Here is a 20,803-nt window from a genome sequence, read left to right on the forward strand (position 1 = left end):
GTTGTATGTAGCGAGAAACAGCTACCCAGTACGGAGTGTGTGATGAAGCTTCCTATTTATTTAGATTATGCAGCAACAACACCTGTTGACCCACGTGTCGCAGATAAGATGGTCAAGTTCATGACAATGGACGGCGTGTTTGGTAACCCAGCATCTCGTTCTCATCGTTATGGTTGGCAAGCTGAAGAAGCTGTTGATGTTGCTCGTAATCAAGTTGCTGAACTGATTAACGCGGACCCAAGAGAAATTGTTTTCACGTCGGGCGCGACCGAATCAAATAACCTTGCCATTAAAGGTGTTGCTCACTTTTATCATAAAAAAGGTAAGCACATCATCACCAGCAAGACTGAACATAAAGCTGTGCTTGATACCTGTCGCCAACTTGAGCGAGAAGGCTATGAAGTGACATATCTCGAGCCTGCTGCAAATGGCATCATCCCAATGGATGTCCTAGAAGGCGCAATGCGTGAAGATACCGTTCTTGTGAGCATTATGCATGTGAACAATGAAATTGGTGTTATCCATAACGTTGAAGCCATCGGCGAACTATGTCGCAGCAAGAAAATCATTTTTCATGTTGATGCTGCACAAAGCGCGGGCAAGCTGCCAATTGATATGCAAACGATGAAGATTGATTTGTTGTCGATTTCAGCGCACAAAATGTATGGACCCAAAGGCATCGGAGCGCTATATGTTCGCCGTAAGCCTCGTATTCGCCTAGAAGCACAGACACATGGTGGTGGCCACGAACGGGGTATGCGTAGTGGCACACTGGCAACACATCAAATTGTAGGCATGGGTGAAGCCGCAGCGATTGCAAAAGCTGATATGCAAAGTGATAACGAGCGTATTAGAAGTTTACGAGACAAACTGTGGGCCGGTGTAAAACACATAGAAGAAACTTATATTAATGGTGATGCTGAACAGCGTTACTGTGGCAGCCTCAACGTAAGTTTTAACTTCGTTGAAGGTGAGTCTTTGATGATGGCATTAAAAGATCTGGCCGTATCTTCGGGTTCAGCTTGTACTTCTGCGAGCTTAGAGCCTAGTTACGTGTTACGCGCGCTTGGCTTGAACGACGAAATGGCTCACAGCTCGATTCGCTTCTCCATTGGTCGCTTTACGACTGAAGAAGAGATTGACCACGCTATCGAAACGATTACTAAGTCTATCGGTAAATTGAGAGAGATGTCTCCTTTGTGGGAGATGTTCAAAGATGGTATCGACCTTGAAAAAGTTCAATGGACCCATCACTAATTAACTTAATTTATTGTTAGAGAATTTGGAGTAAGACCATGGCTTATAGTGAAAAAGTAATTGAACATTATGAGAACCCAAAGAACGTGGGTTCATTTGAAAAAGATGATCCATCCGTCGTTACTGGCATGGTTGGCGCACCAGCATGTGGTGACGTCATGAAGTTGCAGCTGAAGATTGATGACGCGGGTGTCATTGAAGATGCAAAATTCAAGACATATGGTTGTGGTAGTGCAATTGCCTCCAGCTCGCTGGTAACCGAGTGGGTGAAAGGCAAAACGATTGAAGAAGCTGCTGCGATTAAAAATACGGATATTGCTGAAGAACTAGCTTTGCCGCCGGTAAAAATTCATTGTTCTATCTTGGCTGAAGATGCCATTAAAGCCGCTCTGGACGAGTACAAATCAAAGTCTGACGAATAGGTCTGGAGTAAGCATGGCAATTACGATGACTCAATCTGCTGCAGAGCGAGTAAAATCATTTCTAGCAAACCGGAACAAAGGACTTGGTCTTAGAATCGGCCTGAAAACCTCAGGTTGTTCCGGTATGGCGTATGTTATTGAGTTTGTTGATGAGCTGAATGACGATGATGAAGTTTATGAAATCGAAGGCGTGAATATTGTGATTGACGCAAAAAGCTTCATTTATCTACAAGGAATTGAGCTGGATTTCGTTAAAGAAGGCTTAAACGAAGGCTTTAAATTTAATAACCCTAATGCCAAAGGTGAATGTGGTTGCGGTGAAAGTTTTACCGTATAAACCATAAGTTGAAGTATGAATTATTTCGAGCTGTTTAATTTTACCGCTTCATTTGATCTTGATACCGCAACGCTTGCAGAACGTTACCGCGAACTGCAGCGGGCGGTGCATCCTGACAATTTTGCTAACGATACCGAACAGCAAAAACTCTTATCTATCCATCGTGCCGCTCAGATCAACGATGGTTTTCAAACGCTTAAGAATCCTATTCGTCGAGCAGAACACATGCTCTCCTTGCGTAATATTGATATTAGTCATGAAACCAAGACCTTAAAAGATGGTCAGTTTCTTATGCAGCAAATGGAGTGGCGTGAAGCTTTAGAAGACATTAATCACGCAGAAGATCCTGATGAGATGATTGATGAACTCTATCGCTCGTTTTCAAACTATGAGAATGAAATGACGAAACGTTTGATCGCTCTATTAAATAGTGAGCAGGAAAACGATTGGTTATTAGCCGCGGATCAAGTTCGTAAGTTAAAGTTTATGGCAAAGTTAAAAGATGAATTAGCTAAAATTGAAGATGCTCAATTTGGTTAATTGATTAAACCCGTATTTAAAGCTTTGGCTCAATCTATATTGAGCCATATTTTTTATAGAGTTGGATTTATATGGCCCTACTGCAAATCGCTGAACCGGGACAGACTGCCGCCCCACATCAGCATAAACTCGCTGTTGGTATCGATCTTGGTACAACAAATTCTCTTGTTGCGGCAATTCGAAGTGGTGAGATCTCGACTTTACCTGACGAACAGCAACGACACGCGATTCCTTCTATTGTTCGCTATACCGAAGATGGTGTTAACGTTGGTTATGAAGCTGAGGCTGAGTCAGCAAAAGATCCTAAAAATACCATTGTTTCGGTAAAGCGTTTTCTAGGCCGAAGCCTTGAAGATGTATTGTCAGGTTCACACACTTTTCATTATGACTTCAAAGCTAGTGAAAATGGTCTGCCATTATTTTCCACCGCGCAAGGCTTAGTTAACCCTATTCAGGTGTCCGCTGAAATCCTTCGTCCTCTAATTGCTCGAGCAGAAGCAACCTTAGGTGGTGAGCTGGAAGGCGCTGTGATTACAGTTCCTGCTTATTTTGATGATGCTCAGCGTCAAGGCACTAAAGATGCGGCAAACCTATTAGGGGTCAACGTATTAAGACTGTTAAATGAGCCGACTGCGGCCGCCATAGCTTATGGGTTAGATTCAGGCCAAGAAGGGGTTATTGCGGTTTATGACCTCGGTGGTGGTACCTTTGACATCTCTATTCTGCGCCTCAATAAAGGCGTATTTGAGGTACTGGCTACCGGTGGTGATTCAGCACTAGGCGGAGATGATTTTGACCATTTAATTAAAGATCATTTGATGCAGGTATGGGGTGTTGAAGAGCTCAATCCAAAAGCGGATAGAAAGCTGCTTATACAAGCCAGAGAGATTAAAGAAAAGCTGACTCATGAAGATGAAGTGACTGCTAAAATCTATCTCGCCGATGGTACCAAGCAGACGCATGTGGTGACTAAGGCTACTTTTGAAAAACTGATTGAAAAATTGGTGAAGAAAACTGTGTCTAGTTGTCGCCGAGCGATGCGGGATGCTGGCGTGACGACAGATGAAGTCATTGAAACGGTAATGGTTGGTGGTTCTACTCGCGTGCCTTTAGTTCGAGAGTCTGTGAGCCAGTTTTTTGGAAAGCCAGCGCTTACGTCTATTGATCCAGATCGGGTCGTTGCGATAGGTGCAGCGATTCAAGCAGAGATCTTGGTCGGTAATAAAGCGGATTCAGATCTATTGCTGCTAGATGTCATCCCTCTATCCCTTGGGATCGAAACCATGGGTGGCCTCGTGGAGAAGATTGTATCGCGTAACACCACGATTCCAGTGGCAAGAGCGCAAGAGTTCACGACCTTTAAAGATGGGCAAACGGCCATGGCATTCCATGTGGTGCAAGGCGAACGCGAGCTCGTTGATGATTGTCGTTCATTAGCTCGATTTACGTTGCAGGGTATTCCTGCGTTGGCTGCTGGCGCTGCGCATATTCGGGTGACATTCCAGGTTGATGCTGACGGTCTTCTGAATGTGACGGCGATGGAAAAATCAACGGAAGTGAAATCCAGTATTCAGGTGAAGCCGTCTTTTGGTTTGTCTGATACTGAAATTGCGACCATGCTCAAGGATTCAATGACACACGCTGCGGACGATATTTCTCGTCGAATGATTGCCGAGCAGCAAGTCGAAGCCGCACGAGTGCTCGAGACACTGAACGCTGCCTTAGGCAAAGATGGATCGTTACTGACGACCGAAGAGCGTCAGGTTATTGATCAAGCAATGGCGTCATTAGCACAGGTTGCCAAAACCGAAGATGCAGACGCGATTCAAAATGCGATTGAAGTGCTAGATGCAAATACACAGGATTTTGCGTCTAGACGTATGGATAATTCAATTCGAACTGCGTTGAAAGGGCAGTCGGTTGAAAATATATAGGTGAATATATGCCGCAAATAGTTTTTTTACCCAACGAAGAGTTGTGTCCAGAGGGTGTCGTTGCAGAAGCTGAAGTTGGTGAGACGATTCTCGACGTTGCCCTTAAGAATGGGATTCACATCGAACATGCTTGTGAAAAATCTTGTGCGTGTACAACGTGCCATTGCGTTGTTCGTGAAGGTTTTGATGAGTTAGAAGAAAGTGACGAATTAGAAGATGACATGCTTGATAAAGCGTGGGGGCTAGAACCAGAGAGTCGCCTATCATGCCAAGCTAAGGTTGTTGATTGTGACTTAGTGGTTGATATACCTAAGTACACGATTAATATGGTCAGTGAAGGATAAATAATCACTCTTTAAAAAAGCCGGCTTCTTGCCGGTTTTTTTGTTTTACTGAGTTTAAAGAAGGCTCCCTCTTATCTGTTGACAGTCTTTATGGTGTATATCTCCTAAATTCTTTCTCAATTTTGCAATACTCCTCGCCGGCACTAGAACAAATTTTTAATCTGGCTTTACTAAGCGATCACTTGAATGAGCTGTAATGCCGTCGCGTGAATCATTAGCGGTGCGCGCTATTGCTACGCAAGAACTCTATTCGCTTCCCTGCGCTGGCCGACACCAGCCTACAGATGGCGCATATTTTAATGTAGGCAATTCGACTATTGGCGCGTGGATTCAGCATTCGTTGTTTCTAGGTTCTACTATGCAGGGTCTAACCACCAATGATTTTTCAGCGTTGAAACTTGAAATGCTAGCGGTGATGAACATTGTTGTATGGCTCTTTATGGATAGATGTGGAATTTGTCTCTCGCGAGAGGCTGTGATCTGAACCATACTGTGGTTTTATAATATAGAGAGATCGATTTAAATCCGCTTCTATTTGCTGAAATAAACAATTTTTGCGGTGTTAAACAGGCGTAAAGAGCAGAAAAATAGTGACTTTTTTACAGATAATTAGCTTGATGTGAGTGGATAGCAATTACACAGATTTGAACTGGCATAGAGTTCAAATTTTGTTAACGTTTATCTAATCTGCTTCACATTCTAGTCATGTTAAATACCAACTTGTACGGGAGTAGTTTATGGTTCTAAAATGGATAGATTCTTTGGAGATCGCTTTAGCTTTATTAGAGCAATATCCTGATGTCGATCCAGTGACATTACATTTTCCTGAGTTGTATGCTTGGATTATGGCTTTAGATGAGTTTGATGATGATCCCAATCATTGTAACGAACGCATCTTAGAGGCCGTTCAGCAATGCTGGATAGATGAAAAGTGATGATTATGATGTGCGACAATTTGGTGTGGTTTGTGAAATGACTGGTGATTTCTTGTGATCCTGTTCATGTCTTTATATTTGCTTCAAAGCTTTGATACTGACCTTTGATCACAGTCAAACTCTCCTTTATTAGTTATCGTACATTAACTATATATTTGCGCGGGGACTCCAGTTCTCGGGCACTCAAATAACCTATTATAAGGGACGTAACAATGAAGCATCTTTTAATGGCTACTTTATTAGTACCTGGCGTGGCAATGGCACACACTGGTCATGGTGGCATCGGTTTATTTCATCACCTCGTAGATATGGCACCTGCTTTAACGCTTGTAGCACTTGTTGGCTATGGCGTTGTTTGGGCTAAAAACCGTAAGTAATCTGTGCTAATAACTATCGCTTGCAATAGCGATAGTTGAACTTCATTTACTGCTTAGTCAATGATGCTCAGTGACAAATTGTTCCTTCGAAGCGACATGTTTCGAAGGAAATTTGAATCCCATCAAACCTCCTTCTAGTACATTGTGATCTACCTCTCGTTAATTTTGTGATAAAGATAGGCTTTATGCGATTTATTTCGTATAATCCGCGCGAATTTATCAAACTCGCTGACAAAGGAAGCAAGTAATGGCGATCGAACGCACTTTTTCAATTATCAAACCTGACGCAGTAGCCAAAAATCACATTGGTGCTATCTATAATCGTTTTGAAAGCGCTGGTCTTAAAATCATCGCTTCGAAAATGGTTCATTTGACTAAGGAGCAAGCCGAAGGCTTTTACGCTGAGCATAGTGAGCGTCCGTTCTTTGCTGCATTGGTTGAGTTTATGACCTCTGGTCCTATCATGGTTCAAGTGCTTGAAGGCGAAAATGCTGTACTCGCGAATCGTGAAATCATGGGAGCGACCAATCCTGCAGAAGCTGCTCGTGGCACGCTTCGCAGTGATTATGCAGCAAGTATCGACGAAAATGCCGTACATGGTTCAGACGCTGTAGCTTCTGCGGAGCGTGAGATTGCATACTTCTTTAGTAAAGAAGAGCTTTGTGCTCGTACACGCTAGGCTATAAAGCTTTTCACGTGTAAAAATAAATTAAAGAACAAAAACGGGAGTGAGGTTAACTCATTCCCGTTTTTTTGTGCTTATTGTATCAGTGTAAATTGATCAGTGGTTTAATCTTAATTCCACGCCGTGTTCGTGTTTGTATTGTTCAGCACAAGTTGAACAGCGTTGCTCTGTGGGATCTGCTTGTAAACGCCTTAAATCAATTTCTGCTTCGCAATCAGCACATAGTCCATATAGGCCGAGGTCGAGCTGACAGTTTGCTGCATCGAGCTTCATTAACCTATGAAACAGTGGATGCGCATTAAGTTTATGGGCGGTGAATGCATCAATCAGGTCTGACAAAGAGCTTTCTCCAACATTAATCGATAATGATTTGGATTGGCTCAGCGCGTTGACTTCTTTTCTTAAAATTGTTTCTTGTTCCGCCAGCTCAAGTCTAATGTGGGATCTACTCACCTGGGTTTGCCTTTGTCTTTGTGCTTCTAGGGATTAGTCTATCCCGCTACAAAGGCTTAACTATGATAAAGATCAAAACTCAGTGAAATTATGTGTTGAAACGAACGTTGGCATGATCTAGTCACGGTTGTTGCTTCTCAATTTCCATTAATTCTGCGTAGGCTTGTTCAAGCTGTCGAATAATTTCGTCTGCTGTTTTGTAAATTCTAAGCTGTCTAAATAACTGCTCCGCTTCAGGGTATTGACGGTTCAGATAGCCAAACCACTGCTTGATCCTCGATGGGTAGTAGCTACTTTTTCGACCTGATAGTTCTTTTTCTGAATAAATGAGCATTAATTTGAGAACTTGTTGCCAGTCATAAGCTGGTGCACTGATTTTAATCGTTGCAGCAAGATTCGGTAAACTAATCGCGCCTCGACCAACCATTATGGAATCACAACCAGTAACTTCCATACAACGACTTGCATCTTCAGCGCTCCAGATTTCACCATTGGCAATAACAGGGATCGGTAGCTTTTTGCGGATTGCGGTGATGTACTCCCAGTAGGCTGGAGGCTTATATCCGTCAACCTTGCTGCGCGCATGAATAGCGATTTCAGAAGCGCCGGCTTCATATATAGCTAAAGCATTTTCCATAAACAAAGACTTATCTTCAAACCCGAGCCGAATTTTCGCTGTCACAGGCTGTGATTGGTCAACAGCATTGCGCATCGCTTTAACTATTTCATGGATTTTTTCTGGGTTCTTCAACAAAACCGCACCGCCATGGCTACGGTTAACCATTTTCGCAGGGCAGCCAAAGTTTGCATCGACACCTTTTGAACCCAGTTCAATGGCGCGAAGGGCATTTTCAGCCATCCAATTTGGATCTTGCCCTAATAGTTGGACTCTGACAGGAGTTCCTGAAGCGGTTGTTCCACCGTGAAGTAACTCTGGGCACAATCGATAGTAAACTTTTTCTGGAAGTAGCTGGTCAACGACGCGTATAAACTCAGTGACCATCAAGTCATAAGGGTTTATTGCAGATAGCATTTCTCTCATTAAATCATCAACGACGCCTTCCATCGGTGCCAGTATTACTCTCAACTGTGGTTTCCTCGAACATAGTTTTGGGGGGAGGCATTTTATACGGATTGTGTAACGACTTGTAGCTGTTTTCGTCGCGAAGCTTAATGACAGCCAATTTTTGGCGAGATATTTAGCGGCGGGGGCTAGGGTTTGTGAGTAATACAGTGATGGAAAATGAATGAATCAACTCATATTGACCGACCTTGAATGTATTTTTACTAAAAAAGAACAAATTTTAATAGGCGATACAGTCAGTGTAATTGTTTGATAAAAAAGGGTTATTTATTCTGCTATGTGGCTCCTAGCAATCATTTTGAAATAAAAGTGTGATGAATGTGGTTTTTTTTGAAATAAATCTAAAACTAGTAAGGTCTTTTTAAGCAAGACGCCACTGCAACAGTGTCTGAACCAGTTAATCATTCAATATGTATTTAGGAAGGAAAATATTATGAACAATATCAAAAAGACTGCTCTAGCTGTAACTTTAGGTGCTGTGGTAGCGAGCTCTGCATTTGCAGCAGAAGCACAAGCAAACCCGTTTGGCTTTGAAGAGATGACCGCCGGTTACCAGCTTGACGGTAAAGAAGGCAAATGTGGCGAAGGTAAGTGTGGCGGCGACATGAAAAAAGCCAAAGAAGGTAAGTGTGGCGAAGGCAAATGTGGCGGCGACATGAAGAAAGCCAAAGAAGGTAAATGTGGCGAAGGCAAATGTGGCGGCGACATGAAAAAAGCCAAAGAAGGTAAATGTGGCGAAGGCAAATGTGGCGGTGACATGAAGAAAGCCAAAGAAGGTAAATGTGGCGAAGGCAAGTGTGGCGGCGACATGAAGAAAGCCAAAGAAGGTAAATGTGGTGAAGGTAAATGTGGTGGTAACAAATAATACCATCTTGAATTGGAACGACTTCGCTAGTGTGCTAAAAACATGCTAGTGAACGACTGACAGTTAAATTAGGTCAGCACTTGCTGGCCTAGTTTGTTTTTAAGTAATGATCGAGGGTGCAAGAATGGCGGTTGAATCCAAGGTAGGTTTAGGCTTGCGACGTGAAATGCTTGATGAGTTTTGTGAGCAAGTGCCCGAGCAGATAAATTTCTTTGAAGTTGCACCAGAAAACTGGATGACACTCGGTGGTAAGTTTGGCCGCCAGTTTAGCCAAATCGCAGAGCAACATGAAGTTTTTCTTCATGGATTATCCCTATCTATTGGCAGCCCTGAAGCACTTGATATTGATTTTGTAAAAAATGTCAAACGATTTATGGATCGGCATCACATTGATATCTATTCAGAGCATTTGAGTTATTGTTCGGGAACTGGCCATATGTATGACTTGATGCCGATCCCTTTTACTGAAGAAGCGGTTCATTATGTTGCGGCTCGAGTAAAGCAAGTTGAAGACATTATCGAGAGGCCCCTTATTTTAGAAAATGTTTCATTCTATGCGGATTCAGGTTCCAAAATGAGCGAGCTTGATTTTGTAAATGCTGTTGTCAATGAGGCTGACTGCAAGTTATTGCTCGATGTGAATAATATTTATGTCAATTCTATTAATCATCAGTACGATGCCAATGAGTTTTTAAAGGGGATGCCTACTGAGCGTATTGAATATTTGCATATAGCAGGTCATTACAAAGAGGCTGAAGACTTAATTGTAGATACTCACGGGGCAGATGTTAACGATCCAGTTTGGAAGCTATTAGCAGATTGTTATCAAATTCATGGCGTACATCCAACGTTGTTGGAACGAGATTTTAATATTCCAGAAACCGAAGTGTTACTTGAAGAGATTGATAAGATCCATCGTTATCAAGCCCGTGCAACAGAAGCGGTAGCGAAAAGGAGTGCCTAATGGAGTTTAAGCAGGTTCAGCAGTCCTTTATGGAACATATACGCGACCCGAATAAGCCGATGCCCGAAGGTGTTGAGTCAAGGCGAATGCAAATATATCGAGATCTATTTTTTAATAATATCGATGGCTTTATTTCGAGCGGCTTTCCAGTTTTAAAAAGTCTTTATCGCCAAGAAGACTGGTTAGTATTAGTGCGTAAGTTTTTTGTTGAGCATGACTGTAAGACGCCGGTATTCATTGAAATTGCAGAAGAGTTTCTTCAGTTTTTGCAAAACGAATATCAACCTACGGATGTAGATCCGGTATTTATGTTGGAGTTGGCCCATTATGAGTGGCTGGAGTTAGTGGTTTCAGTTGCGCAAACAAACCCACATCACGCGCCTGTTGCTCCGATGGAAGTCACTTCTGTTGCTTTGTGCTTAAGCCAAAATGCCAAAATTGCGCAATACAGCTATGAAGTGCAGCATATTCGTGCTGATTATCAGCCAGTTGAACCAACAGATTCGCCCCAGTTTTTTTGTATCTACCTAGATTCGGATGAAGATGTAAAGTTTTTACAATTAAATCCATTGAGCGCGCAAGTGTTGGCACTGATTGAAGAGCTGCAAGTTACAAACTTTGAAGCCATTATGCAATGGCTTATTGAGAGTTATCCAACGTTTGAATCTCATGTTTTGGAGCAAGGTTGTGTGACACTGCTGCATCAAATGGCTCAGAAAGGGATCCTTAAGCAGAGTATATAAAATAACCCTACTTTCACTTGGTTTATAAATGATGTTGAAGAAAGTAGAATGCGGGCCTGTTGTGATTTCTATCACGTTTTTTTGTGCGCATCTATTTTGGAGTCGATTCATGAGCCAGCCCTTTAAAGAGCCATTTAATGCAATGTATTTTCTTGGTTTTATTCTTGTACTTCTTCTTCCTACATTACCCGCTAGCCTCTCTTGGTTAATGCATACCGGACTACTTTAAAGTCGCATCATTATGATATTTGGTGCAAATTTTTCTTTGCACCATTAACTCTACGCTAATGATGAGTTGATATGAAAAACGCTTTATAATAACGACCGATTCAAATGACATTTGGAGTTGTATGGCAATTAAGCGTGGTTTTTATCTTTTTAGCGGACTTTCTAGCCTTGCGTTAGGTTTGATTGGTATTGTGCTCCCCGTTTTACCAACCGTTCCCTTTATTCTATTGGCTGCTTTTTGTTTTGCGCGATCCAGCGAACGCTTGCATACGTGGCTGATGCAACATCCTTGGTTTAGTGAAGCGCTTCAAAATTGGCAAAAACAAGGTGCGATTCGTACTGGTTTGAAAAAGAAAGCGTATTGGGTCAGTAGCGCTAGTTTTGCACTCAGTATTTATATCGTGCCACTGATATGGGTAAAGATACTCCTTTTTTGCTTTGCTGTTGCACTCCTTCTATATTTACGTAGCATTCCTGAAATTATCGAAGAATGACCTCACTTTAGAGTAATCTTTCGAGCCGATTACATTATTTTTAATAATCACTTGCAGAGCACACTTTACCTCTTTCGAAGTATAAGTTGGCGCAGGTATGTACTAGTATTTTATGTGAACGGTTGAATTTATCTTGGATAAGTTTATGAGCTTAAAAATTTTAGTAGTTGATGATAATCCCATTTGCCGTCAAGTTTTGATTGATTTGCTCACAGATAAGGGTTGGCAAGTCGCAACCGCGGAAAACGGTATTCAAGCCCTTCAAAAATGCAAAGATAAAAAGTTTAATGCTGTTATTACAGGGTTTTACATGCCAGTTGTTGATGGCCCGCATTTTCTTCGGATGTTGAAGGAAATGGAAGAGTTGGCCCAATTACCGGTTATTATGCTGAGTACTCAAGAACAAAAAGAAGTTGAAGCTCAGGTTGATTTTCAGCTGTTATCTTTATATTTAAGAAAACCGCTAAATTGTGACACAAAGCGTCAACTTGTAGATCACTTATCGACACTGGCAGTTGCAACTGACGATAAAGCGGCTTAAGCTTGTGCCGGATATTGTAAAGTAGTCCACATTCGTGTGGACTTTTTTATTGTTTAAAGCCCAGCAAATTTGCTGGCGAACGAAGTAAATAATTATGGCTATGAATACAGAAAGCTTAACGCTTATCAAACAAAGCATTAAAACAATCCCTGACTATCCCAAAGCTGGCATCATGTTTCGTGATGTGACCAGCCTGATGGAAAATCCTGAAGCATATCAGGCTACCATCGCTTTGTTTGTTGAGCAGTACAAATCTCAAGGCTTTACTAAAGTCGTCGGTACCGAAGCGCGTGGTTTCTTATTCGGTGCGCCGCTTGCTTTAGAATTAGGTATTGGATTCATTCCAGTACGTAAGCCTGGTAAGCTTCCTCGTGAAACAATTTCTGAAAACTATGAGCTGGAATACGGCCATGACACTTTAGAAATTCACACGGATGCGATCACCGCAGAAGATAAAGTGTTGGTCGTTGATGATTTGTTGGCAACTGGCGGAACCATTGAAGCGACTGTAAAGTTAATTCGCAAATTAGGTGGTGAAGTAGGTCATGCTGCGTTTGTTATCTCTCTACCGGATCTCGGTGGTGAGAAACGATTGCAAGCGCTTGATCTTGAGTTAGTTACGCTGTGCGAATTTGAGGGTGATTAACCGCAAATCTTAATAGCTCCTCAGCGGTCGAATATAGCATGTCATCACTTGGCATGGTATGGTTTAGGCCACAAGAGGAGCTTGCTCCCGATACTCAATTCTGTGATTCTTTGGGGAGTTCCATGTCCTATCAGGTGTTAGCCAGAAAATGGCGCCCTGCCGCATTTGAACAAATGGTTGGCCAATCGCATGTTCTCCATGCATTAACAAACGCACTTAGCCAACAACGCCTTCATCATGCTTATTTATTTACTGGCACTCGCGGTGTTGGTAAAACCAGTATTGCCCGTTTATTTGCCAAAGGCTTGAACTGCGAAACTGGTGTAACAGCAAGCCCTTGTGGCCAATGCCACAGCTGTATAGAAATAGCAGAAGGTCGTTTTGTCGATTTAATTGAGGTTGATGCTGCCTCGAGGACGAAAGTTGATGATACACGTGAATTGTTGGATAACGTTCAGTATCGACCAACCAGAGGCCGCTTTAAAGTTTACCTGATTGATGAAGTGCATATGCTCTCAAAAAGCAGCTTTAATGCTTTATTAAAAACTTTAGAAGAGCCACCAGAGCACGTTAAATTTCTACTGGCCACAACCGATCCGCAGAAGCTTCCGATTACGGTTTTGTCCCGTTGTTTGCAGTTCAATTTAAAAAGCCTGTCTCAAGATGAAATCTCAAGACAGCTGCAGTATGTATTGACTGAAGAACATATTGAATTTGAGCCCCAGGCGTTAACGTTATTGGCGAAGTCCGCAAATGGCAGTATGCGTGATGGTTTGAGTTTGACGGATCAGGCCATTGCGTTTGGTGCAGGGCAGGTGATGCATCAACAGGTGCAAACTATGTTAGGCAGTGTGGATGAACGCCATGTTTTAGCCTTACTGGAGTCGTTACTGCAAGGTGATATCCCACCGTTATTGCAAAAGGTTGCCGAAGTGCTTTCTTTTGGTGCCGATGCTGCCGAGGTTTTACGTAGTCTTTTAGAGTTACTACACCAAATTACTTTGACTCAATTTGCCCCCAGTGCCGCACAGATGTCATTGTTTGAAGAACAAATTCAGCATTTTGCTAACACCATTGCTCCTGAACAGGTTCAACTTTACTATCAAATTTTACTTACTGGTAAAAAGGAATTGCCTCATGCCCCAGATCCTAAATCTGGGCTGGAAATGGCGTTGTTGCGTGTGGTTGCATTCCGTCCACAATCAGCTGCAAACCAGTGGTCGCCTCAGCAAGTCTCCTCGACGCGTTCAGACGCAGTAGAAAACAAACCTGTTTCAGAGCGTACGAATCAGCCTGAGCTATCGCAACGAGTAAAAGCAGTTCAGTCTCAGCAAGAACAGGTTGGTGAGACTGAGCCGCAGAGTATACAAGAAACTGAAGAAGCTAGAGATACCGACGAAAATGAAGCGCTCATTGCCGAACAAGAGGTGATTTTAAGTCAAGCTCAAAGTCAAGGTTTTGGGCATACCTCTCAAGCTCAAGTCGTTGAACAGGAGCCGCTTCAAGCTCAAGAATACGTGCAAGTGCAATCTGAATTTGCTGCTCAAGAACAACATATTGTCGATCCACAAGGGAAGCCAGATGGTGCCAACCCTACCATTCACTCAGTTGATCATGGGTCAAATTCCGTTGCCGATACTCTCGCCATTACTCCGCAAGCGCATCAGCAGCCAACAGAAACAAATGAATTATCTTTAGACGCGACGATCCAGCAGCCAACGCTTGAGCTTGGGGATGACTTACTTGACGCAGTGCTTGCAACACGAGAGCATTTAATGTCGGATCTAGAGCAGCAGGATGCTAAGGATGGTGCCGCAAAAAAGCCGACAACTGATGCTTTAAGTAAGTCCAGAAATTTGGGCAAGAAAAAGCAGCCGGTTGCTGACTCAGTGCCGACGAATATCGAGCCGGCGCAAAGTCTTTCTATAGATTATGAACGTCCTGCGTCAGAGGCTGCTCATGAGGACACCCAAGGCGCAAGTGTTGTTTCAGGGCCGGTTCACAATCACGAGGAACATCAATCCTCAACCCAAAGTGACAGCAGGTTAGAGCCGTTAGCGCACGTCAGTTCTACAGAGAGTCGCCCACCTTGGGAGGCGCCTCATGCGACCGCAGATGAGCAAAAAATCACTCCGAGTCAATCGACGACTTTGATTGAAACCGCATCCCGAGAAACGGATCACAACAGTGGAATTGGCGCGTCAACTGGGAATGGCGAAGCGGCGCATAAAAATGATATCGCAACAGGTTGTAGCGACACTGCTGCCGAAATACACGGTGACCCAATGGATTTGCATTGGTACAAATTGATGGGCGAGCTTGACATCGGTGGGCGGGTTCGTCAATTGGCTGTGAACTCAATTTGTAGAACTTTAACCATGCCTTTGCAGTTGCTTTTAAAGCCCGATCAAAAGCACTTAGCCGCTGAGTTGGCGATTGAGCAACTAACACAAGCTTTGTCGACAGTATTGGGTGAACCATGCAGTCTTGAAATTGAGGTTGGGTTAGATGGACAGCGTGAGACTCCGCTTGAAATCCGTAAGCGATTTCATCGAGAATTATTGGGGAAAACCAAATCATCCCTGCTGAATGATGAACACGTGCAATGGCTTATGCAGCAATTTACGGCACAGTTAGAGGATGACAGCTTGTCTTATCCTCCGGAGCTACTGAGCCTGCGGAGCCAATCGATTCACAGCTTGTTACCCAACGGGGATAAGCAAAACTAATTAAAGAAGCCGTCACTAAGCGGTTTCGACTAAAATTTAGTGATAGCTAACGAAATTAAACACCAAATTTATGCGGGATATTGCTAATCACTCTGTTATGAGTAACATAAGCCAGCTTCGGCATAAATAATCAATCGAATGAGAAGAGAGTACACTATGTTTGGAAAAGGTGGCATGGGCAACTTAATGAAGCAAGCCCAGCAGATGCAAGACAAAATGGCAAAGGTACAAGAAGAGATTGCTCGCACTGAAATGACTGGTGAATCAGGTGCAGGCCTTGTCAAAGTAACCATGACGGGAGCTCATAGTGTACGTAAGGTAGAAATTGACCCAAGTCTGATGGAAGATGATAAAGAAATGCTTGAAGATTTGGTCGCAGCAGCTTGTAACGATGCAGCGCGTCGCCTCGAAGAAGATCAAAAGAAGAAAATGGCTGAAGTCACCGGTGGAATGCAATTGCCTCCGGGCATGAAAATGCCATTTTAGGCAATGAATTGAATGAGATTTAGCCCTTTAGTTGATGAACTGATCCAAGCGCTCAAGTGTCTGCCGGGTGTCGGCCCTAAGTCTGCCCAGCGCATGGCATTTCAACTGCTTGAACGAGATCGGGTCGCAGGCCGGAAGCTGGCAGATGTTTTGGCGCAATCAATGAGTGATGTCGGTCATTGCCAAACGTGTCGAACTTTTACCGAAGAAAAGCAATGCCCAATATGTGCTAGTGCGAAACGTAGTCAGCAAGGAACCATTTGTGTCGTTGAAACGGCAGCAGATGTATTGGCAATCGAAGCCGGAGGTCACTTCCTTGGCCGTTACTTTGTGTTGCTTGGCCACTTATCTCCACTTGACGGTATTGGCCCTGAAGAGTTAGGGCTTGCGCTTCTTGAGCAGCAACTCGCTAGTGACGATGTCAAAGAGGTGATTCTTGCCACCAACCCAACGGTGGAAGGAGATGCGACAGCGCATTTTATTGCCGATATGGCAAAGCGTCATCATGTGACGGTTAGTCGTATTGCCCATGGCGTTCCTGTAGGTGGAGAGTTAGAGTATGTAGATAGTACGACTCTAGCTTTGTCATTTAATGGGCGAGTTGAGTTGTAGCCGTTGCGCTCTTCATGGCACGGCTTCATGATGAATTCCGTATGATAAAATAAAGGCCCATCATGGGCCTTTTGCTTTTTTTTTAAACATTTAGTTTTTATCGATCCCATTTCCCTTGAAAAGTTATATTCCAACCCCATTTCTTGATTACTAAAGATTTATACGCACGGTTCCGTGCATGAGTAACACGTATTTACAAGGGAAATTTCATGTCACATCAAGAAACTCATGGTTTTCAAACTGAAGTTAAACAGCTATTGCATTTGATGATTCATTCTTTGTACTCCAACAAAGAAATTTTCTTACGTGAGCTTGTTTCAAATGCAGCCGACGCTGCTGACAAACTACGTTATATGGCGCTAACGGATGATGCTTTATACGAGGGTGATGGTGAGCTTCGTGTACGTGTCAGCACAGACAAAGAAAAGAATACGGTCACCATTGAAGATAATGGTGTCGGTATGACTCGAGATGGTGTGATAGAGCATCTGGGGACGATTGCCAAATCTGGGACCGCTGAATTCTTTAAAAACCTTTCTGGCGATGAGTCAAAAGATTCTCAACTCATAGGCCAGTTTGGTGTCGGTTTTTATTCGGCGTTTATCGTTGCAGAAAAAGTCGTTGTGAAAACCCGTGCTGCCGGACATGGCGCAGACGAGGGTGTACAGTGGGTTTCAGAAGGTGAGGGCGACTTTACCGTTGATACGATTGAGAAGGCGAATCGTGGAACCGAAATTACACTTTATCTTCGTGAGGAAGAAAAAGAATTCGCTGACGACTTCCGTCTTCGCTCGATTATCACCAAGTATTCAGATCACATCTCGGTACCGGTTGAAATGTGGCAGGAAGGAACGCCAGAGACCGAAGGCCCTGAAGGTGAAAAAGTTGAGGCGGTCGAAGGCAAGTGGCAGGTGATGAATAAAGCCACGGCACTTTGGACTCGGAGTAAATCAGATATTTCTGATGATGAGTATCAAGAGTTTTATAAGCACATCTCTCACGATTATAGCGATGCAATGCTATGGAGTCATAACCGTGTTGAAGGTAATCAAGAATATACAAGCTTGCTTTATATTCCTGCCAAGGCACCTTGGGATATGTGGAACCGCGATAAAAGCCACGGTTTAAAATTGTTTGTACAGCGCGTCTTTATTATGGATGACGCAGAGCAGTTTATGCCGTCTTATTTACGTTTTGTGCAAGGTTTAGTCGATTCAAATGACCTCCCTTTGAACGTTTCTCGTGAGATTTTGCAAGATAACAAAGTGACAAAAGCGATGCGCACCGGCATCACTAAGCGTGTTCTTGGAATGCTTGAGAAGCTTGCTAAAAATGACGAAGAGAAATATCAACAGTTTTGGGCTGAGTTTGGTCAAGCACTAAAAGAGGGGCCAGCTGAAGACTTTGCCAATAAGGAACGTGTTGCAGGCCTACTGCGCTTCGCGTCAACGCACACGGGAACAGCAGCACCAACCGTCGCACTTGATGCATATATTGAACGTATGCAAGAAGGTCAAGATAAGATCTACTATATTGTTGCCGATAGCCATGAAGCTGCTGCCAATAGCCCGCATCTAGAGTTATTGCGTAAAAAAGGCATTGAAGTGCTATTGATGTCTGAACGTATTGACGAGTGGTTAATTAATCATCTCACTGAGTACAAAGACAAGAAGCTGCACTCGGTTACCCGCGGTGATTTAGAGCTTGGTGATCTAGAAGATAAAGAAGAGAAGGAAGCGGCTGAGAAGCTGGCATCTAGCTCTGAAGCATTAGTGAAACGGATTTCTGAAGTACTTAGTGATCAAGTGAAAGAAGTGAAAGTGACGAGTCGCCTGACTGATACGCCGGCGTGTGTCGTGGTAGCTGACGGCGAGATGTCAAGCCAGATGATTAAGTTGATGGAAGCTGCTGGTCAACCTGTTCCAGATGTTAAGCCAACATTTGAAGTTAACCCCGAGCACCCACTGATTGCGCATATGGATCAAATCCAAGATGAGCAAGCGTTTGCCGATTGGTCAAACTTAATGCTCCAACAGGCTCAGCTTTCTGAAAAAGGCAGCCTGAATGACCCATCTGCATTTATTAAATTGATGAATCAGATGTTAGTTGGCAAAGTATAAGTGTACTGAAGTTGATTAATGCAAAGGCGGGGTAAAACCCGCCTTATTTGTATGTAAGTTTGATAATCTGATGCGATGCGCTAAGAATTTGAGGTTCCTATGGAACAAGTAATAAACCTGACGAAAGAGAATATCCAAGAGGTGGTAGAAGCCTCTAATCAGCAAGCCATAGTGTTACTGTTTTGGGCACAGCAAAGCCCTGAGAGTGTTGAGCTTGGTTCAACACTCGAAAATATGACAAGGCAACAGCCAGGCCGTTTTATCTTCGCAAAGGTTGATTGTGAACTTGAGCAAGAGATTGCTGGTTATTTTCGGATCCAAAGTGTGCCGACTTGCATGGTTTTGAAGCAAGGTCAGCCAGTGGATGGTTTTGCTGGAATGCAAAACCCTGAGCAAATAGGCACGATGTTGGACAAACATTTGCCTGCACTTTGGGAGTTAGATTTCCAGCAAGGCAAAGAGCTTTTAGTTGAGAAAAATGCAGAAGCCGCACTACCGTTGCTTAAGTCTGCATATTCGGAAAGCCTGCAACGTGGAGATGTTGCGCTTGCGCTTGTTGACGCATATCTAATGATAAATGAGCTGACGACTGCAGAAGCATTACTCGATGATATCAAGCTAGAAGATCAAGACGGCTACTATCAAAATTTAAAGGCGAAGCTGGAACTGGCGAAAGAAGCTGCAGATACACCAGAGATCAGAGAGTTACAAACTCAGTTTGAGAGTAACCCTGAAGATTTTTCAGTACTTATTCAATTGAGCAAAGCACTCCATCAAGCAGGGCGTGATGAAGAGGCGTTGACCCCATTATTCGCGGTTCTTTCTGCTGACTTAAATGCCGAGAATGGAGCGGTAAAACAAGCTTTTATGGAGATATTGACCGCGCTAGGTCAGGGGCACAGTTTAGCCAGCCAGTACCGCCGTAAACTGTATAGTTTGCTTTATTAGCGGCTGCCTGATCAATGCCGCTTAGGTATATCAGGCTAAAGTCGAAATGCTTAGCCCTTCTCAATACTACCGAAGTATGCGAAAATCGGCGCCCTAAAAACAATATCAATGCGAAACAGAGGACACTTTAGATGCGCATTATCCTATTGGGCGCCCCTGGTGCCGGTAAAGGTACCCAAGCTCAGTTCATCATGGAAAAATACGGCATTCCGCAAATTTCTACAGGTGATATGTTACGTGCAGCTGTAAAAGCTGGTACAGAGCTAGGCCTGGAAGCGAAAAAAGTGATGGATGCTGGGCAACTGGTTTCTGATGAATTGATTATCGGACTTGTTAAAGAGCGTATAGCACAAGCAGATTGTGAGAAAGGTTACCTATTAGATGGTTTCCCGCGCACAATTCCACAAGCTGATGCAATGGCCGCCAATGGTATTGTTATCGACCACGTCATTGAAATCGACGTGCCTGATGAGCAAATTGTTAATCGCATGAGTGGTCGTCGAGTTCACTCTGGCTCTGGTCGTGTGTACCACATCGTATACAATCCACCGAAAGTGGAAGGTAAAGATGATGTCACAGGTGAAGATCTTTCTATTCGCCCTGATGATGAAGAAAGCACGGTTCGTAAACGTCTAGCGATTTACCACGAGCAAACAGAGCCATTAGTCAACTACTATGGCGCTGTCGCTGCGAAAGGTGAGACCAGTTACAGTAAATTTGATGGTACTCAACCTGTTGCGCAGGTGAGCGAACTACTGGTCAACGCTCTTGAGTCATAAGCCATAGGCTTAATGATTTGCTAAGATGATTAATGAAAGCCTGCTGATGCAGGCTTTTTTGTATTTTGGGTTTTGCTGGAAAAATACAGTTTACAAAGAACTTCGGCCATGAGGGTTGTTGTAATGATTTTGTTAGTAAAATTATTGTGGGTTGTTAATCTAATCATTCAATTTTCCTCAGAAATGAACTGCTGTTCACAAAGCTTAAATAGTCTGTGAATTCGACGGTTGCTCGACTAGAATCAATAGCTATATGTGTTAGAATCTGCGCCCACTTAAC

The 20,803-nt window shown here is 43.3% G+C and carries 23 protein-coding genes; 21 read left to right on the forward strand and 2 right to left on the reverse strand.

The annotated features are described in order from the left end of the window. The first annotated feature begins 42 nt into the window (after nt 1-42). The 9 genes from IEY18_RS05900 to ndk all read left to right on the forward strand — a co-directional run bounded on the left by IEY18_RS05900 (nt 43) and on the right by ndk (nt 6,825). Entirely contained in the window at nt 43-1,257 is a 1,215-nt protein-coding gene (locus tag IEY18_RS05900; RefSeq protein WP_188918762.1) for an IscS subfamily cysteine desulfurase, read from the forward strand. A gap of 38 nt (nt 1,258-1,295) precedes the next feature. Next, a complete protein-coding gene (gene iscU, locus IEY18_RS05905) occupies nt 1,296-1,679 on the forward strand; it encodes a Fe-S cluster assembly scaffold IscU (protein WP_188918763.1) in 384 nt (127 codons plus the stop codon). A 13-nt stretch (nt 1,680-1,692) separates the two neighbouring features. After that, a complete protein-coding gene (gene iscA / locus IEY18_RS05910) occupies nt 1,693-2,016 on the forward strand; it encodes an iron-sulfur cluster assembly protein IscA (protein WP_188918765.1) in 324 nt (107 codons plus the stop codon). A gap of 15 nt (nt 2,017-2,031) precedes the next feature. Beyond that, the gene (gene hscB / locus IEY18_RS05915) at nt 2,032-2,556 is read left to right on the forward strand and encodes a co-chaperone HscB (RefSeq protein WP_188918767.1); all 525 of its coding nucleotides are present in this window, start codon (nt 2,032-2,034) and stop codon (nt 2,554-2,556) included. A 71-nt stretch (nt 2,557-2,627) separates the two neighbouring features. Then, nucleotides 2,628-4,490 (forward strand): Fe-S protein assembly chaperone HscA, encoded by a 1,863-nt coding sequence (gene hscA, locus IEY18_RS05920; RefSeq protein WP_188918769.1) that lies wholly within the window; start codon nt 2,628-2,630, stop codon nt 4,488-4,490. An 8-nt stretch (nt 4,491-4,498) separates the two neighbouring features. Further along, nucleotides 4,499-4,834, forward strand: a complete 336-nt coding sequence (gene fdx, locus IEY18_RS05925) for an ISC system 2Fe-2S type ferredoxin (RefSeq protein WP_188918771.1) — start codon at nt 4,499-4,501, stop codon at nt 4,832-4,834. 737 nt (nt 4,835-5,571) lie between these two features. Beyond that, entirely contained in the window at nt 5,572-5,769 is a 198-nt protein-coding gene (gene iscX / locus IEY18_RS05930; protein WP_188918773.1) for a Fe-S cluster assembly protein IscX, read from the forward strand. Nucleotides 5,770-5,981: 212 nt separating this feature from the next. Further along, nucleotides 5,982-6,146, forward strand: coding sequence for a hypothetical protein (locus tag IEY18_RS05935; protein ID WP_188918775.1), 165 nt, complete (start codon nt 5,982-5,984; stop codon nt 6,144-6,146). 247 nt (nt 6,147-6,393) lie between these two features. Beyond that, a complete protein-coding gene (gene ndk, locus IEY18_RS05940) occupies nt 6,394-6,825 on the forward strand; it encodes a nucleoside-diphosphate kinase (RefSeq protein WP_188918777.1) in 432 nt (143 codons plus the stop codon). A gap of 102 nt (nt 6,826-6,927) precedes the next feature. On the opposite strand, the gene IEY18_RS05945 is transcribed toward ndk, so the two are convergent. Together IEY18_RS05945 and IEY18_RS05950 are read right to left on the reverse strand one after the other, a co-directional pair. After that, complete coding sequence (locus tag IEY18_RS05945) at nt 6,928-7,284, reverse strand: TraR/DksA family transcriptional regulator (protein WP_188918779.1); 357 nt, start codon at nt 7,282-7,284, stop codon at nt 6,928-6,930. A gap of 121 nt (nt 7,285-7,405) precedes the next feature. After that, complete coding sequence (locus IEY18_RS05950; RefSeq protein WP_188918780.1) at nt 7,406-8,371, reverse strand: tRNA-dihydrouridine synthase; 966 nt, start codon at nt 8,369-8,371, stop codon at nt 7,406-7,408. A gap of 430 nt (nt 8,372-8,801) precedes the next feature. Between IEY18_RS05950 and IEY18_RS05955 the strand changes: the two genes are divergently transcribed. The 12 genes from IEY18_RS05955 to adk all read left to right on the forward strand — a co-directional run bounded on the left by IEY18_RS05955 (nt 8,802) and on the right by adk (nt 20,523). Next, nucleotides 8,802-9,233 (forward strand): HvfA family oxazolone/thioamide-modified RiPP metallophore, encoded by a 432-nt coding sequence (locus IEY18_RS05955; protein ID WP_188918782.1) that lies wholly within the window; start codon nt 8,802-8,804, stop codon nt 9,231-9,233. Between the two features lie 124 nt (nt 9,234-9,357). Continuing rightward, on the forward strand, nt 9,358-10,197 hold the full coding sequence (locus IEY18_RS05960) for an HvfB family MNIO-type RiPP peptide maturase (RefSeq protein ID WP_188918784.1): 840 nt from the start codon (nt 9,358-9,360) through the stop codon (nt 10,195-10,197). Then, the gene (locus IEY18_RS05965; RefSeq protein WP_188918786.1) at nt 10,197-10,940 is read left to right on the forward strand and encodes an HvfC family RiPP maturation protein; all 744 of its coding nucleotides are present in this window, start codon (nt 10,197-10,199) and stop codon (nt 10,938-10,940) included. Before IEY18_RS05960 ends, IEY18_RS05965 begins: the two co-directional genes overlap by 1 nt. Nucleotides 10,941-11,290: 350 nt before the next feature. Next, nucleotides 11,291-11,662 (forward strand): YbaN family protein, encoded by a 372-nt coding sequence (locus tag IEY18_RS05970; RefSeq protein WP_188918788.1) that lies wholly within the window; start codon nt 11,291-11,293, stop codon nt 11,660-11,662. 133 nt (nt 11,663-11,795) lie between these two features. After that, complete coding sequence (locus IEY18_RS05975) at nt 11,796-12,203, forward strand: response regulator (RefSeq protein WP_188918790.1); 408 nt, start codon at nt 11,796-11,798, stop codon at nt 12,201-12,203. Nucleotides 12,204-12,297: 94 nt separating this feature from the next. Next, the gene (apt, locus tag IEY18_RS05980) at nt 12,298-12,849 is read left to right on the forward strand and encodes an adenine phosphoribosyltransferase (RefSeq protein WP_188918792.1); all 552 of its coding nucleotides are present in this window, start codon (nt 12,298-12,300) and stop codon (nt 12,847-12,849) included. A gap of 122 nt (nt 12,850-12,971) precedes the next feature. Next, the gene (gene dnaX, locus IEY18_RS05985) at nt 12,972-15,578 is read left to right on the forward strand and encodes a DNA polymerase III subunit gamma/tau (protein ID WP_188919184.1); all 2,607 of its coding nucleotides are present in this window, start codon (nt 12,972-12,974) and stop codon (nt 15,576-15,578) included. A 156-nt stretch (nt 15,579-15,734) separates the two neighbouring features. Next, nucleotides 15,735-16,064, forward strand: coding sequence for a YbaB/EbfC family nucleoid-associated protein (locus IEY18_RS05990; RefSeq protein WP_188918794.1), 330 nt, complete (start codon nt 15,735-15,737; stop codon nt 16,062-16,064). A 12-nt stretch (nt 16,065-16,076) separates the two neighbouring features. Next, nucleotides 16,077-16,676: a recombination mediator RecR gene (gene recR / locus IEY18_RS05995; RefSeq protein WP_188918796.1), complete on the forward strand. Its 600-nt coding sequence runs from the start codon at nt 16,077-16,079 to the stop codon at nt 16,674-16,676. A 209-nt stretch (nt 16,677-16,885) separates the two neighbouring features. Next, nucleotides 16,886-18,796 carry a molecular chaperone HtpG gene (htpG, locus tag IEY18_RS06000; RefSeq protein WP_188918798.1) on the forward strand — a complete coding sequence of 637 codons (1,911 nt, stop codon included), beginning with the start codon at nt 16,886-16,888 and terminating at the stop codon, nt 18,794-18,796. Between the two features lie 99 nt (nt 18,797-18,895). After that, a complete protein-coding gene (locus tag IEY18_RS06005) occupies nt 18,896-19,744 on the forward strand; it encodes a co-chaperone YbbN (RefSeq protein WP_188918800.1) in 849 nt (282 codons plus the stop codon). Nucleotides 19,745-19,875: 131 nt separating this feature from the next. After that, on the forward strand, nt 19,876-20,523 hold the full coding sequence (gene adk, locus IEY18_RS06010) for an adenylate kinase (protein WP_188918802.1): 648 nt from the start codon (nt 19,876-19,878) through the stop codon (nt 20,521-20,523). Nucleotides 20,524-20,803 lie beyond the last annotated feature (280 nt).

It is taken from the genome of Shewanella gelidii, assembly GCF_014647855.1.
GTDB classification, from domain to species: Bacteria; Pseudomonadota; Gammaproteobacteria; order Enterobacterales; family Shewanellaceae; genus Shewanella; species Shewanella gelidii.